This window comes from Arthrobacter sp. BG3 (genome assembly GCF_056680185.1).
In genome coordinates, this window is the sequence record NZ_CM155270.1 from 4322999 (window position 1) to 4337171 (window position 14173).

15 protein-coding genes are annotated in these 14173 nt (G+C 68.5%); 13 read left to right on the forward strand and 2 right to left on the reverse strand.

Features of this window, described 5'->3' with window-relative positions; genetic code table 11:
* Positions 1-5: 5 nt before the first annotated feature.
* Genes AC1MFL_RS19520 through AC1MFL_RS19540 form a run of 5 tightly spaced genes read left to right on the forward strand, consistent with a single transcriptional unit; the run spans position 6 to position 5453 of the window.
* On the forward strand, positions 6-575 hold the full coding sequence (locus tag AC1MFL_RS19520; RefSeq protein WP_479812154.1) for a (2Fe-2S)-binding protein: 570 nt from the start codon (positions 6-8) through the stop codon (positions 573-575).
* On the forward strand, positions 572-2965 hold the full coding sequence (locus AC1MFL_RS19525) for an aerobic carbon-monoxide dehydrogenase large subunit (protein ID WP_479812156.1): 2394 nt from the start codon (positions 572-574) through the stop codon (positions 2963-2965). The genes AC1MFL_RS19520 and AC1MFL_RS19525 overlap by 4 nt, the downstream gene beginning before the upstream one ends.
* A gap of 1 nt (position 2966) precedes the next feature.
* On the forward strand, positions 2967-3884 hold the full coding sequence (locus tag AC1MFL_RS19530; RefSeq protein ID WP_479812158.1) for an XdhC family protein: 918 nt from the start codon (positions 2967-2969) through the stop codon (positions 3882-3884).
* Positions 3868-4533, forward strand: a complete 666-nt coding sequence (locus AC1MFL_RS19535; protein WP_479812160.1) for a nucleotidyltransferase family protein — start codon at positions 3868-3870, stop codon at positions 4531-4533. The genes AC1MFL_RS19530 and AC1MFL_RS19535 overlap by 17 nt, the downstream gene beginning before the upstream one ends.
* Positions 4530-5453, forward strand: coding sequence for an AAA family ATPase (locus tag AC1MFL_RS19540; RefSeq protein ID WP_479812162.1), 924 nt, complete (start codon positions 4530-4532; stop codon positions 5451-5453). The genes AC1MFL_RS19535 and AC1MFL_RS19540 overlap by 4 nt, the downstream gene beginning before the upstream one ends.
* 180 nt (positions 5454-5633) lie before the next feature.
* Here the strand turns inward: AC1MFL_RS19540 and AC1MFL_RS19545 are convergent, their stop codons facing one another.
* The gene (locus AC1MFL_RS19545; protein WP_479812164.1) at positions 5634-6032 is read right to left on the reverse strand and encodes a hypothetical protein; all 399 of its coding nucleotides are present in this window, start codon (positions 6030-6032) and stop codon (positions 5634-5636) included.
* Positions 6033-6094: 62 nt separating this feature from the next.
* Here AC1MFL_RS19545 and AC1MFL_RS19550 point away from each other — a divergent pair, with 62 nt between their 5' ends.
* From AC1MFL_RS19550 to AC1MFL_RS19570, 5 genes are all read left to right on the forward strand, one after another.
* On the forward strand, positions 6095-6727 hold the full coding sequence (locus AC1MFL_RS19550) for a vWA domain-containing protein (protein WP_479812166.1): 633 nt from the start codon (positions 6095-6097) through the stop codon (positions 6725-6727).
* Positions 6727-7575, forward strand: a complete 849-nt coding sequence (locus tag AC1MFL_RS19555; protein WP_479812168.1) for an SRPBCC family protein — start codon at positions 6727-6729, stop codon at positions 7573-7575. The genes AC1MFL_RS19550 and AC1MFL_RS19555 overlap by 1 nt, the downstream gene beginning before the upstream one ends.
* Positions 7568-8695: an XdhC family protein gene (locus AC1MFL_RS19560; RefSeq protein ID WP_479812170.1), complete on the forward strand. Its 1128-nt coding sequence runs from the start codon at positions 7568-7570 to the stop codon at positions 8693-8695. The genes AC1MFL_RS19555 and AC1MFL_RS19560 overlap by 8 nt, the downstream gene beginning before the upstream one ends.
* 10 nt (positions 8696-8705) lie before the next feature.
* Positions 8706-9386, forward strand: a complete 681-nt coding sequence (locus AC1MFL_RS19565; protein ID WP_479812172.1) for a DUF5134 domain-containing protein — start codon at positions 8706-8708, stop codon at positions 9384-9386.
* Positions 9387-9496: 110 nt separating this feature from the next.
* Positions 9497-10117: an L-threonylcarbamoyladenylate synthase gene (locus AC1MFL_RS19570; protein WP_479812174.1), complete on the forward strand. Its 621-nt coding sequence runs from the start codon at positions 9497-9499 to the stop codon at positions 10115-10117.
* A 28-nt stretch (positions 10118-10145) separates the two neighbouring features.
* Here AC1MFL_RS19570 and AC1MFL_RS19575 read toward each other — a convergent pair whose 3' ends face one another.
* Positions 10146-10439, reverse strand: a complete 294-nt coding sequence (locus tag AC1MFL_RS19575; protein WP_479812176.1) for a hypothetical protein — start codon at positions 10437-10439, stop codon at positions 10146-10148.
* A gap of 634 nt (positions 10440-11073) precedes the next feature.
* Between AC1MFL_RS19575 and istA the strand changes: the two genes are divergently transcribed.
* From istA to AC1MFL_RS19590, 3 genes are all read left to right on the forward strand, one after another.
* The gene (gene istA / locus AC1MFL_RS19580; protein ID WP_479810432.1) at positions 11074-12663 is read left to right on the forward strand and encodes an IS21 family transposase; all 1590 of its coding nucleotides are present in this window, start codon (positions 11074-11076) and stop codon (positions 12661-12663) included.
* Positions 12663-13430: an ATP-binding protein gene (locus AC1MFL_RS19585; protein ID WP_479815314.1), complete on the forward strand. Its 768-nt coding sequence runs from the start codon at positions 12663-12665 to the stop codon at positions 13428-13430. The genes istA and AC1MFL_RS19585 overlap by 1 nt, the downstream gene beginning before the upstream one ends.
* A 219-nt stretch (positions 13431-13649) precedes the next feature.
* Positions 13650-14015 carry a class I SAM-dependent methyltransferase gene (locus AC1MFL_RS19590; protein ID WP_479812178.1) on the forward strand — a complete coding sequence of 122 codons (366 nt, stop codon included), beginning with the start codon at positions 13650-13652 and terminating at the stop codon, positions 14013-14015.
* Positions 14016-14173: the final 158 nt, after the last annotated feature.

Consider the following 14173-nt stretch of genomic DNA (forward strand, 5'->3'; position numbering starts at 1 on the left):
AGCGGATGCAGATCAACATGACCGTCAACGGCAACGATGTCACGTCCGACATTGAGCCCCGTGTGCTCCTGGTCCACTACATCCGCGAGGTCCTCGGCCTGACCGGGACCCACTGGGGATGCGATACCAGCAACTGCGGGACCTGTGTGGTCCTGATGGACGGCCAGCCGGTAAAGTCCTGCACCGTCCTCGCGGCGATGGCTGCCGGACACGACATCCGCACGGTCGAGGGGCTCGCCAGCGGCGCCACCCTGGACCCGGTCCAGCAGGGCTTTATGGAGGAACACGGCCTGCAGTGCGGTTTCTGCACCCCCGGGATGATGCTGACCGCCCGCGCCCTGCTCGATAAGAACCCGCACCCGGACACCACCGAGATCCGGCAGGCCATTTCGGGCCAGATCTGCCGGTGCACCGGCTACGCCACGATTGTCCGCTCGGTCCAGTGGGCCGCGGCCCACCCTGCCGGCGGCGACACCGACGCCACGGTGGACGAGGTCATCGACGGCACGGACACCGTCATCGAGGACATCGCGGCGGAAACAGCAGACACTGCAGACACAGAGGTGAAGGCATGACCGTCATCCACGAACGGCCCGGCAACCCGGCGGCCGGCGACGCGAACCGCCCGATCGGCTACGGCCGGATCCAGCGGAAGGAGGATCCGCGCTTCGTCCGCGGCAAAGGCAACTACCTGGACGACATCGTCCTGCCCGGCATGCTGCACGGCGCCATCCTGCGCGCCCCGGTGGCCCACGCCCGGCTGGTCTCCATCGACACCACCAACGCCCTGGCCCACCCGAAGGTCCTTGCCGTCATCACCGGGAAGGACCTGCTCGGCCTCAATCTCGCCTGGGCCCCCACCCTCTCCGCGGATGTCCAGGCAGTCCTGGTCACCGACAAGGTGCGCTTCCAGGGCCAGGAGGTGGCGTTCGTCGTGGCCGAGGACCGCTACGCCGCCCGCGACGCACTGGAACTGATCGACGTCGAATACGATGTCCTGCCCCCGGTCATCGACGCCCGGAAGGCCCTCGACGCCGATGCCCCGGTGATCCGCGACGAGATCGAGGGCCGGACGGACAACCACATCTTCGACTGGGAGATGGGCGACAAGGCCGAAACCGAGGCGGTCTTCGCGAGCGCCGACGTCGTGGTCTCCCAGGAGATGGTCTACCCGCGGGTGCACCCCGCGCCGATGGAGACCTGCGGGGCGGTCGCCGACTTCGACGCCGTCGACGGGAAACTGACCCTCTACGAAACGACCCAGGCCCCGCACGCGCACCGCACCCTGTTTGCGATCGTCGCCGGGATCCCGGAGCACAAGATCCGTGTGGTGTCCCCGGACATTGGCGGCGGCTTCGGCAACAAGGTCGGCATCTACCCCGGCTACATCCTCGCCGTCGTCGGGTCGATCGTCACCGGCAAGCCGGTGAAATGGGTGGAGGACCGCTCGGAGAACCTGATGTCCACCTCCTTCGCCCGCGACTACATCATGCAGGGCGAGATCGCGGCCACCAGGGACGGCAAGATCCTCGCGGTCCGCACCAGCGTCCTGGCGGACCACGGCGCGTTCAACGCCACCGCCCAGCCCACCAAGTACCCCGCCGGTTTCTTCTCCATCTTCACCGGGAGCTACGACATCAAGGCCGCCTACTGCTCCGTCACGGGCGTCTACACGAACAAGGCGCCCGGCGGCGTCGCCTATGCCTGTTCCTTCCGCGTCACGGAGGCCGTCTACCTCGTCGAGCGGATGGTGGACATCCTGGCCCGCAAGCTGGAGATGGACCCGGCGGAGCTGCGGCTGAAGAACTTCATCAAGCCCGAGCAGTTCCCCTACGCCAACAAGACCGGCTGGGTCTACGACTCCGGCAACTACGAACCGGCCATGCGGCTGTCCATGCAGCTGGCTGGCTACGACGAGCTCCGCCGCGAGCAGCAGGAGAAGCGGGCGCGCGGGGAGCTGATGGGGATCGGCATCTCCTTCTTCACGGAAACCGTCGGCGCCGGACCGCGCAAACACTTCGACATTGTGGGCCTGGGCATGGCCGACGGCGCCGAGCTGCGGGTCCATCCCACCGGCAAGGCCGTCGTCCGTCTCTCCGTGCAAAGCCAGGGGCAGGGCCACGAGACCACCTTCGCGCAGATCGTCGCTGAGGAACTCGGCATCCCGCCGGAGGACATCGACGTCGTCCACGGCGACACCGACCAGACACCCTTCGGCCTCGGCACGTACGGGAGCCGTTCGACGCCGGTCAGCGGCGGCGCCGTCGCCCTCGTGGCCCGCAAGGTCCGCGAGAAGGCGAAGCTGATCGCCGCGGCCATGCTGGAGACCCGCCCGGAAGACCTTGAGTGGGAGAAGGGCCGCTGGTTCGTCAAGGGCGATCCCAGTGCCGGGAAGACCATCTCCGAAATCGCCATGGCTGCCCATGGCACCATGACGCTGCCCGAAGGGGTCGACGGCAACCTCGACGCCGAGGTCACGTACGATCCGCCGAACCTGACTTTCCCCTTCGGCGCCTACATCTGCGTGGTCGACATCGACCCGGGCACCGGGCACGTCAAGGTGCGCCGCTTCATTGCGGTGGACGACTGCGGCACCCGGATCAACCCGATGATCATCGAGGGCCAGGTGCACGGCGGACTGACCGACGGCGTCGGGATGGCCCTGATGGAGATCATCGAATTCGACGCCGACGGAAACTGCCTGGGCGGGTCCTTCATGGACTACCTGATCCCCACCGCGATGGAGGTGCCGGACTGGGAAACCGGCTTCACCGTCACCCCGTCCCCGCACCACCCGATCGGCGCGAAAGGCATCGGCGAGTCCGCCACCGTCGGCTCGCCGCCGGCGATCGTGAACGCGGTCGTCGACGCGCTGGCCCCCTACGGGGTGGTCCACATGGACATGCCCTGCACCCCGGCCCGGGTCTGGGCCGCCATGCAGGGCCGGGCAAGGCCGCCGATCTAAGATGACGCCCACTGTTGACTCACTCACGGCCCGGGCGAACGACCTCGCCTCCCGCCGTGAGCCTTTTGTGCACGCCACGGTGGTCCGCGCCCAGCATCCCACCAGCGCCCACGCCGGGGACACGGCCCTGGTCCTGCCCAGCGGTGAGATCCAGGGCTTCGTGGGCGGCAACTGCGTCGAGTCCTCGGTGCGGGAGTACAGCCTGCAGGTCCTGGCGTCACAGGAACCGCTGCTGCTGCGGGTGGTTCCCGGCGAGCCGTCCCGCAGCGCCGGGGACGGCGCGGTGGAGGTTTCCAACCCCTGCCTGAGCGGCGGGGCCATCGAGATCTTCCTCCAGCCGCGCATCCCTGCGCCCCGGGTGCTCGTGGTCGGGACCACACCGGTGGCGCAGGCCCTGGAAACCCTCGGCGCTGGCGTCGGCCTGGCCATGGAACTCACCGACGGTGAATCAGCGGTCCCGCGGGCCGATGATGCGGCGCTGATCGTGGCCTCGCAGGGCAAAGCGGAGGAAGTCGCGCTTGAGGCGGCACTCCGCGCCGGAGTGCCGTACGTCGCACTCGTGGCCAGCGGAACCCGGGGCGCGGCGGTGCTGGAATCCCTCGACGTCGACCCGGCGCAGCGCGCCCGCGTCTTCACCCCTGCCGGCCTGCAGCTGGGCGCCCGCACCCCCGGCGAGATCGCCCTCTCGATCCTGGCCCAGCTCATCCAGGAGCGGGCGAAGACCCGGCATACCGCCCCGGCAACAGCGCCGGCGGCAGAAGCTCCGGCGACGGCGATCGACCCCGTCTGCGGCATGACCGTCGCCGCCGTGGAATCCTCGCTGCAGCTCGAGCACAACGGTGTCACCGTGTACTTCTGCTCGCCCGGCTGCCGTGCGGCCTTCCGCAAAGATCCGGAGCGCTATGCCCTCACTCTCTGAACGCCCGCCCGCACCGCACCGGACGGCGGGCCTGGTCCTGGCGGCCGGGGCCTCGCGGCGCCTGGGCCGGCCCAAGCAGCTGCTCCCCTACGGCCGCGGCGTCCTGCTCGACGCCGTGCTGGCGGTGGCCCGGGACTGCGGCTTCGACCAGACGGTGCTGGTTTTGGGCGGTGCGGCCGGGGAGGTGCAGCACGCGGTCGACACCACCGGCTGCCAGATCGTGCTCAACCCGGACTTCGGCGTGGGCTGTTCCTCCTCGGTCGCCGCCGGCCTCGCCGCGCTCCACCCGGACACGGACGCCGTGGTCCTGCTGCTCGGTGACCAGCCGGGGGTCCGGGCCGACACCGTCCGGGCACTGCGGGGGCTCCTGTTCGCCGGCGGGCCAGACACCGGCGGGCCGGACACCGGCAGGCGCGCCCCCGGCATCGCCGTCTGCCGCTACGACGACGGCGCCGGCCACCCCCTGGCTTTCGGCCGGCGGATGTTCCCGGCACTGGCTGCCCTGCACGGCGACAAGGCGGTCTGGAAGCTGCTGGAGCAGCGGGCGGGCGACGTCGTCGAACTCCGGGTTCCGGGCCCCGTCCCACTGGATGTCGACACGGAAGAGGACTACCGCCGGGTCCTGGCCGGACTGGAGGGCGCGCTGTGAACACGGCGGCGCGCACCGGCGCGGAAGAGGATGTCCAGCGGCGGATCCCTGACGTCGCAGCGCTGATCTCGGCCCTGGACCGCAACGACTATCTGGCCGACGTCGGACTGGCCACGGCTCTGTTCCTGGCCGTCCGGCTGCCGCAGCCCATCCTGCTGGAGGGCGAGGCGGGCGTCGGCAAGACCGAGGCGGCGAAAGCCCTCGCCCAGCTGCTGGACACGCCGCTGTACAGGCTGCAGTGCTACGAGGGAATCGACGCCGGTGAGGCCCTCTACGAGTGGAACCACCAGCGGCAGCTGCTCGGGATCCGACTCGCGGAAGTCCGGGACGCCTCCGTCACCGAAACCGACCTCTACAGCCCGGAGTACCTGCTGCGGAGGCCGCTGCTGCAGGCGATCGAACATCCCGGGCCGCGCCCCGCCGTGCTCCTGCTGGACGAGATCGACCGCGCCGACGCCGAGTTCGAGGCCTTCACCTTCGAACTGCTCGCCGAGGCCGCGGTCACCATCCCGGAGCTCGGCACCATCCGGGCCACTCACCCGCCGATCGTTATCCTGACCTCCAACCGGACGCGGGACCTACACGACGCCCTGACCCGGCGCTGCCTCTACCACTGGATCGACTACCCCGGCCCGGAACGGATCGCGGAAATCGTGCGCCGCCGCGTGCCGGCCAGCAGCGGCCCGCTGGCCCTGCAGGCCGCCGCGGTGATCACGAAGCTGCGCACCCTGGACCTCGCCAAAGCGCCCGGGATCTCCGAGGCCATCGACTGGGTCTCCGCCCTCGCCGTGCTGGGCATCGGACAGATCGACGCCACGACGGCGGAACAGACCCTCGGCGCAGTCGTCAAGAACCGCGACGACCTGGAACTGGTCGGCGCCCGCGGGGCGGACTGGCTTGTGGCCGGAACGGGCGGGTGAGCACCTCATGGCAGGCAACCTGCAGCCCACGGCCGCCGTACTCCCCGCGGTGGAGGCGGCCGGACTGGCTGGGGCGTTCGTCTCGGCGCTGCGCCGGGCCGGGCTGTCCTGCTCACCGGACCGGGCCGTCCGGCTGGCCGAGGCGCTCCGCCTGATCCCGCCCAGCGATACCGGGAAGCTCTACTGGGCGTGCCGGGTGGTGCTGGTGTCAACCCGCGAGCAGCTGCCGGTCTTCGACGCCGTCTTCTCCGCGGTGTTCCGTGGCGGCTTCGACCCCGCCGCGCGGTCCGGCAGTCCCCTGGCCCCCGCCGCGCCACCACCCGGCGCCCCGGAGCAGGCACGCACCCGGCCCTCCCCGGCAGAGGACCGCGCCGCAGGAAACGCGCCGCCGCAGCCACGGACGGCGCCGGCGGTTGCCAGCGCAGGACCGGACGGCGGGGACCGCAACGCCCCGGAGCGGGAAGCCGTGCTGGCCATGGCCTCCACGGAGGAGCGGCTGCACCAGGTGTCGTTCGCGCAACTCTCCGACGCGGAAGTCCGGGAGATCAGGCGGCTGGCGTCACGGCTGCTGCTCGCCACCCCCCGGCGCCTGAGCCGCCGAACCCGCAAATCAGAGCACAGCAGCGCGCGGCTGGACGTCCGTGCCACGGTCCGCGCGGCCCGGCGCTCGGGCACCGACACCCCCCCGACTGCTGTACGCCCGACGCCGGGAGCAGCGCCGCAAGCTGGTCCTCCTGTGCGATGTCTCCGGGTCGATGGAAGCGTACGCGCGCGTCTTCGTGTCGCTGCTGCAGGGGGCGGTGGCAACTGCCGGCGCCGAGGCCTTCGTTTTCTCCACCCGGCTGACGCGCCTGACCCGGCAGTTGGCGCTCCGCGATCCGGACGAGGCTTTGGCCCGCGCCGCGGAAGCAGCCCCGGACTGGGCCGGCGGCACCCGGATTGCCGACAGCATCCGGCACTTCGTCGACGAACACGGCCGCCGCGGCGTGGCCCGCGGTGCAGTCGTGGTGATCTTCTCGGACGGCTGGGCGCAGGAGGACCCCGGAGAAGTGGCGGTCCAGATGGCGCGGCTGCGCCGGCTCGCGCACCGGATCATCTGGGTCAATCCGCGCAAGAGCGCCCCGGGTTACCAGCCGCTGGCGGGCGGAATGGCGGCGGCCCTGCCGTATTGCGATGCCTTCGTCAGCGGACACAACTACACGGCTCTGGCAGAGGTGGCAGCCGCAATCCGCGGCGACGGCCGGCCGTTACGCAAGGAAAGAGGGAACAGCTAATGCAGATAGACAGCACTTTCTCGGTCGTCGCACCGATCGACACGGTCTGGGACACCATCATGGACTTCGAGCGCGTGGCCGGCTGCGTACCCGGCGCAAGGATTCTGAACAAGCTCTCCCACGATGCCTACCAGGTGGGCATGACCGTGAAGCTGGGCCCTGTCAACATGCAGTACAAGGGCCTGCTGAACGTCGTGGAGCGCAACGCCGCCGAACACCGGGCCGTACTGGGCGGCAAAGCCCAGGAAACCCGCGGCCAGGGAACGGCCGAGGCCACGGTGACCCTGCTGCTGACGGAAGAGCCCGGCGGCACCACCCGGGGCACCGTCAACGCCGACCTGTCCCTGTCCGGCAAGGCCGCGGCAATGGGCAAGGGCGTGATCGGCAGCGTCACCGAACAGATGATGGCCCTGTTCGCCAGCAACCTCCAGGCCCTGGTCACCGCTCCCGCCGCCGGACCGTCGGAAGCGGGTGGGGTGCCGGAGCCCGTGCCCGCGGCCGGGCTCGACGCGGAGGCGGAGGCGCAGGCGGCCGCGGCCAAGGTCGCCGCGGCGGCTGCCCCGGCCCCGGCGTCCGAACTTCCCGGCCTGCCGCCGAGCGCCCTGCCAGCAGCGGCCCGGCCCGCGCCCGTACCCGCCCGGGCGGCTGCGGCGGCGCCCGCACCGGCGCCTGCCGGCAGCCTGGACGCCCTCAGCCTCGCAAAGGGGATCGCGGCGGAGCAGCTTTCCAGCCCCGGGAAGGTCCTGGCGCTGGTGGCGGCCGTGGCGTGCCTCTCCTACTGGGCGGGGCGCCTGTCCGCGTTCCGAATGATCCGCGCGATCGGAAGGCTGAAGATCGACCGTGCGTGATGTCCTGGCGGCCATGATGCCGGGCTGGCAGAAGGGCGACACCGCCGGCCTCGCCACCGTGGTGAGCACCTTCAAGTCGGCACCGCGGCTCCCGGGCGCATCCATGCTCGTCACCGCCGGCGGGGAAGCAGTCGGATCGGTCTCCGGCGGCTGCGTCGAGGGCGCCGTGTACGAGCTGGCCACCCAGGTCAGGGAGGACGGCATCCCGGTTCTGGTGCGCTACGGGATCAGCGACGACGACGCGTTCGCCGTCGGCCTGACCTGCGGCGGGATCATCGACATCTTCGTCGAGCCGGTCTCCCGGCACAGCTTCCCCGAACTCGACGCCGTGGGGCAGGACATCGCCGGGGAACGGCGCGTGGGGGTCGCCACGGTGATCGAACACCCGGACGCCAGCTGGCTGGGCCGGCACTTGGTTGTGCGTCCGGACGGCTTCGAGGGCGACCTCGGGTCCGAGCGGGCAAACCACGCCGTGGGCGATGACACCCAGGGCCTGCTGGCCGCCGGCCGCTCGGGCATCCTGAGCTACGGCCCCGACGGGGAGCGGCTGGACGCCGGGATGCGGGTCTTCTTCGCCAGTTACGCCCCGCCGCCGCGGATGCTGGTCTTCGGTGCCATCGACTTCGCCTCGGCGCTGGCCCGGCTGGGGACCTTCCTGGGCTACCGCGTCACGGTGTGTGACGCCCGGGCGGTTTTCGCGACCCCCGCACGCTTTCCCGACGCCGCCGAGGTAGTCAACGCTTGGCCGCACCGCTACCTCGCTGAGCAGCTGGACAAGGGCCTGGTGGATGGACGCACCGTGATGTGCGTCCTCACGCACGATCCGAAGTTCGACATTCCGCTGCTGGACGTCGCCCTGCGGGCCCCGCCGATCGCCTTCATCGGTGCCATGGGCTCCCGCCGGACACACGCCGACCGGATCGCTAGGCTGCGTGAGGCGGGCCTGGGCGAGGAGGCGCTGGCCCGGCTGCACAGCCCGGTGGGACTCGATCTGGGCGCCCGGACCCCGGAGGAGACGGCCGTGTCCATCGCCGCGGAGTTCATCGCCAAGCAGTGGAGCGGGAGCGGGGAACCACTCCGGGAGCTCGGGGAGCGCATCCACCACGACGAGCAGCATTGACCGGGCACCGGTGATCGGGAACGATATCCCGCGCTGCGCGCTGACGGCACTGCTGCTGGCAGCGCTGCTGTACGCTGCGTTCCGCGCCGGACGCAAGTCCGCGGCGGCCACCAGGATCGACTTTGGACTCCACGCGGCGATGATGGCGGCCATGGCGCTGATGCTCATCCCGGGACTCCGGTGGGTGGTCCTTCCCCAGATACTCTTCTTCGGCCTCGCCTCCTGGTGGTACATCCTCCGCACCGTCTCCCGCCATCCCGGGACACTGGCCCGGCAGCCTGTTCCCGCCGCCGGGCCCGGGACAGGCCGCAGCCCGGGCCACGCCAGCCGAGGCCGCTTGCTCTACAACGCAATGACCATGGCTGCCATGGCCTACATGCTCGCGGCCATGGACCTCCGCAGTGACCATGTGCCGGAAGCTGCCGGCATCCAGGCTGCCGGCTTCCTGGGCCAGGCCGTGCACCACGGCGGCGCCTCCGCCCCCGGGCTGCCGCTGCCGGGCCCAACCCAGGGCTGGAGCAGCCAGACCACGCTGGTTCTGGCCGTGGCAGCCGGCCTGGCAACGGCCGTGTGGAGCGTGCAGCTGCTCCGGAGGCTCGGCTCCCACCACGGCCAGAGCCGTGCGGACTCCGTCCTGGACGTCGTGGGTGCGGGGTCGATGGCGGTCATGTTCGCGGCGCTCGCGGCGTGACACTGGTGTAACACCGGAGTGAGACCGGCAAGGGCCGCGTCCGGGCAATCAGCGGCCGGCGGCGGCCGGCCGAGAGCCGGCCGGGCCGCCGTCGGGCGTAAGCTCTTCCCATGGCGAGATACTTCGATGTTCACCCCGAAAACCCCCAGGCACGCTCCATCAGCCAGGCCGTGGAAATCGTCCGTTCCGGTGGGCTCATCGCCTATCCCACCGACTCCTGCTATGCGCTCGGCGCGCAGCTGGGCAACAAGGACGCACTGGACCGGATCCGGACCATCCGCCACCTCAATGACAAGCACCACTTCACCCTGGTCTGCAAGGACTTCGCCCAGCTGGGCCAGTTCGTGCAGATCGACAATGATGTGTTCCGGAGTATCAAGGCCGTCACTCCCGGCAGCTACACCTTCATCCTGCCTGCCACCAAGGAGGTCCCCCGGCGGCTGCTGCACCCGAAGAAGAAGACCGTGGGGGTGCGGATCCCGGACAACCGGGTGGTCCAGGCGTTGCTGGCCGAGTTGGGCGAGCCGCTGCTCTCCAGCACGCTGTTGCTGCCGGATGAGGACGAGCCGCTGACCCAGGGCTGGGAAATCAAGGAACGGTTGGAGCACGTGGTGGACGCCGTGATTGACTCCGGCGACTGCGGCGCGGAGCCGACCACCGTGATCGACTACTCCAGCGGCGTGGCCGAAGTCGTCCGGCGCGGCATGGGCGACCCGTCCCGGTTCGAATAGCCCCGGTCCGGATGCCCGGTCTTGTTGCCTACGCGGTCTCGGTTGGCCCTGCGACGCCCGACGCCCGGTTGCGCAACCAGCGGCGTGTGAGGTCCACTACCGCCACCAGTCCTGCAATGGGCGTAAGTACGGCAGCGGCGTAGACGAACAGCAGCCACGTAAGCGTGGTCAGCATCGACTGGTGGTCGCTCAGCAGGGATAGTCCACCGAAGAGCCCGAGGCCCCAGAACAGGATCACTCCGGCCAGCACCGCCGCCGCGGGAAAGTACTCGTTCGTCACAGTGCTCTTCGCAGTGCTCTGCAGGATTTTCAAGGTTTTCATGGACCCTCCTCATGCCTGGCGGTGGGGAATGTCCGCCGGAGTCATCTCAAGTATGAGGCTCGCCGCAGCCGGATTTTCAACGAAAACCCGGCACGTGACGAAGCTAACATCGTGCCATGCGCGTGGCTGCCGCTTAGGGAATGAGTGCATCTTCCTCGGAAAGTTGTTGGTCTTCGTTCCCCGTTTCACCGAACGCCTCGTGACACTCATGCGGGCTATGAGCCTGTCCGGCGTCACAGCCTGCTTATAACCTATTTCCAGGTGCCTCTTCGACGCCCATGGCCATGCCGAATCGCAGCTGCCCGAAGCCGGCCAGAGCAAACGCAGCCCGCCGACGACGGCTCCGATTCCGGAACACCCCATCACCAAACCCAACCCCGAGGCACCCAAATGAAGGTCACTCCAAACCCCGGCAGCCAAGCCGAAAAGAAGTCCACCGGGCAGCGTTGACCAGGCCCTGGTCCAATGGTGTCCGTCCTTCGTCACCAAAATGGCGAGTAGCGCTTGTAGGTAGCGCTAGTCCAGGCATCTGGTAGCAAGATTCCGGGAACACGGTAGCGCCCGCCCTGGTGAACTGCTGTGCTGTGAGATGACAACGCATAAGGCGTTGTCGTCTCATTGTTAAGGGCGGGCCATGGCGGAATATCGTAAAATATTGGGGTTGTTGCTGGAGGGGAGGAGTTACCGCGAAGTTGTAGAGATCGCGGGGTGCTCGCATCGCGACGTGGCCCGGGTCCGGCAGGAGGTCCAGGAGCGGGGTCTCACCTCGGCGGTCGCGGTCAGTGACAGCGAGCTGGCGGATTGGTTCCCCGACGGGCGCCGGAAAGTGTCGGAGGAGTATGACCAGCCCGACTTGTCGCGGGTGCTGGCGTCTTTGAAAGCGAACCGGCACTTCACGTTGCTGCTGGCGTGGCGTCGCTACGTCGACACCAAGGACGCGGGGAAGAAGTACGGGTATTCCCAGTTCTGCGCCCTGTTCACTGGCTACCTGCGCACCCACGATCTGGTGGCGGTGCTGCGCCATGAGCCGGGGCGGGCGATGCTGGTGGACTGGGCCGGCGACACGATGGATGTCGTCGACACGATCACCGGCGAGGTGGTCCGGGCAATTTTGTTCGTCGCGGTGTTGCCGTTTTCGGGGCTGATGTTCTGCCGCGCATATGCGGATATGAAGTCCCCGGCGTGGCTCGACGCGCATGTTCAAGCGTTCGCGTTCTTCGGCGGCGTGACGCAGATCGTCGTGCCAGATAACCCGACGACCTCCACCCACCAAACCCATAAGGGCGATGCGGAGCGGGTCGTCAACGCGAGGTATCAGCAACTCGCGGATCACTACCAGACAGCAATTGTCCCGGCCAGAGTGAAGAAACCCCGCGATAAAGCCTCAGCCGAGAACGCGGTGAACGTGGTCAACAAACGCGTCATCGGCTACCTCGATGACGATGTCTTTACGACGCTGAGCGAGTTGAATACTGCGATCGAGGAGCGGGTGCGGGAGATCAACCACGATATCCGCCGCGCCGACGACACGACCCGGTGGGAGAGGTTCGACACCGAGGAGCGGGAGCTGCTCGGCCCTTTGCCCGATGCCGGGTTCGAGGACGTCGAGTGGAAGGAACTAAAGGCGGCCCGGAACTACCACGTCACCGCGGACACACAACGGTATTCCGTGCCCTTCGCGTTGGCGGGCAAGCTGCTGCGGGTCCGGCTGACGTCTTCCCGAGTGACGGTCTTCGACGGGCACGAGAGCATCTGCGAACACCCGCGGCTGACGGGCCGCAAAGGCCAGTACTCGACCTTGCCGGACCATGTCCCGCCGCGGCACCGCGATATTGATGGGTTGTGGTCCCGGCGGTGGTTCATCGACCGGGCGCGCAGCGTCGGGCCGGCAACAGTCACGGTGATCGAGCAGATCCTCGACGGTCAGGTGATCGAGGCGCAGGGCTACCTGTCGTGCCAGAACATCCTCGACGGGCTCGGCAAGAATAACCGGGAACGGTTGGAGGCGGCCTGCCAGGAGCTTGTGAACCGCAGCGCTCATCCGACTTACTCGACGCTGAAACGGTTGATGGCGGCGATCGATAATGATGCGAAGAAGCCCCGGCCGGTGATCCCGGCGGCCTCGACGCGCAAACGCGGCAGCACTGTCGTTTTCCGTGACACCATCTCGGACGTTTACGTTCGCGATGCCTCCCACTACGCACGCGACGAGGAGGGGAAGTGATGTTCACGAGCATCGATTACGACAAGTTCCGGGCCCTGCGGGTGACCCACGTCGCGACCCGGCTGGAGGAGCTCATCCAGGACGAAGGCAACGACACACTCACTCCCGAGCAGTTGTTTCTCACTGCGGTCGACGACGCGTTGGAGTCCCGCCGCATCAACAAGGTCGACAAACTCATCCGTCAGGCCGCCTTCCCGATCCCGGGGGCAACAGTTGCTGAGGTCGACTACCGCGACGGGCGAGGGATCACCCCGGTCAGAATGCGACGCTATGCCGCCCATGACTGGCGCTCCGATGCGACGAACCTGCTCATCATCTCGCCCACCGGAGGCGGGAAAACCTACCTTGCCTGCGCGTTGGCCATCGGTGCCTGCCAGAGTGAGCACTCGGTTCTCTACTTCCGGATGGACGACTTGGCACGGCGGCTCGTCATCGCCCGCGGCGACGGCATCGCCCACCAGAAGCTGTTGAACGAGCTCTCCAACATCGATCTGCTGATCATCGACGATTTCCTCACCGTCGGCATCGACAGCGACGCTGCCAGCGATTTGTTCGCGATCCTCGCGAACCGGGAGCACCGGCTTCCGACAATGATTGCCTCGCAGACGGGGCCAGCGCACTGGGTTGCTGAGCTGCCCGACCGGGTCGCAGCGGACTCGATCGTGAACCGCCTCGCCAACAACGCCCGGATCATCAACCTCGGTCAGATCGACATGCGCCGGCACCGCAACGACCAGGCCCGCGCCCACGAGGCCTACTGGGAGTAACACCGGCCGCGGCCCGGGCACAGCGCCCGGGCCGCTACCACCACGTCAGAACTGCGCTACCAGATGCCTGGACTAGCGCTACCATCAAGGACTACTCGCCAACCAAAACAGGACAGACAAAGCCAAGGTGGTTGTATAGGCTCGGAGCCGATGACGGAAACCGAGGTTCGTGATGCGTAGGCCACGCGCGCGTCCGAATACATTTCGCTGTTCGGATCGGTGGACAAGGCGGACGAGCAGGACCGGCGGCTTGTCGCGCACTGGGCGAAGTCGGTTACGGGTCCTGTCGTCGACGTCGGATGCGGCCCGGGTCACTGGACGGCTTTCCTGACCAGCTTGAAAGTCGATGCTGAAGGCGTCGATCTCGTTCCGGCGTTCGTGGCCCATGCCAGGGCGCAATTCCCGGATGCGATGTTCCGGGTCGCTTCGTTCACGGACCTCGGGCTCCACGACGGGCAGGTCGGGGGGGATCCGCCTACGTCTGGTCCGTTGATGCCATGGCTGCCAGACTCGTCCGCGCCGGTCTCGAAGTCGTTGCCGTGCAGACCCGGACCGGTCCAGGCCGGCGTCCTCAGACGGCGATGATCGCGCGCAGAAGCCCTTGAACGAACGCCGGCAGGCTCGGTGATGCTGCCACGGGGCCGTAGCGTCAGTTTCAATGAACCGGCATGTGCCAACGAACACCACGCTTCGATTGAGCTTCACCGGACACTGGGTTCGCGCCGATCGCCATGGCCCCGACG

What these genes read in the sequence shown, in the direction of transcription:
- istA (WP_479810432.1), top strand. Translation starts at nt 11,074, where the DNA reads ATGGCGGAATATCGTAAAATATTGGGGTTGTTGCTGGAGGGGAGGAGT.
- AC1MFL_RS19585 (WP_479815314.1), top strand. Translation starts at nt 12,663, where the DNA reads ATGTTCACGAGCATCGATTACGACAAGTTCCGGGCCCTGCGGGTGACC.
- AC1MFL_RS19520 (WP_479812154.1), top strand. Translation starts at nt 6, where the DNA reads ATGCAGATCAACATGACCGTCAACGGCAACGATGTCACGTCCGACATT.
- AC1MFL_RS19530 (WP_479812158.1), top strand. Translation starts at nt 2,967, where the DNA reads ATGACGCCCACTGTTGACTCACTCACGGCCCGGGCGAACGACCTCGCC.
- AC1MFL_RS19575 (WP_479812176.1), bottom strand. Translation starts at nt 10,439, where the DNA reads ATGAAAACCTTGAAAATCCTGCAGAGCACTGCGAAGAGCACTGTGACG.
- AC1MFL_RS19570 (WP_479812174.1), top strand. Translation starts at nt 9,497, where the DNA reads ATGGCGAGATACTTCGATGTTCACCCCGAAAACCCCCAGGCACGCTCC.
- AC1MFL_RS19555 (WP_479812168.1), top strand. Translation starts at nt 6,727, where the DNA reads ATGCAGATAGACAGCACTTTCTCGGTCGTCGCACCGATCGACACGGTC.
- AC1MFL_RS19535 (WP_479812160.1), top strand. Translation starts at nt 3,868, where the DNA reads ATGCCCTCACTCTCTGAACGCCCGCCCGCACCGCACCGGACGGCGGGC.
- AC1MFL_RS19525 (WP_479812156.1), top strand. Translation starts at nt 572, where the DNA reads ATGACCGTCATCCACGAACGGCCCGGCAACCCGGCGGCCGGCGACGCG.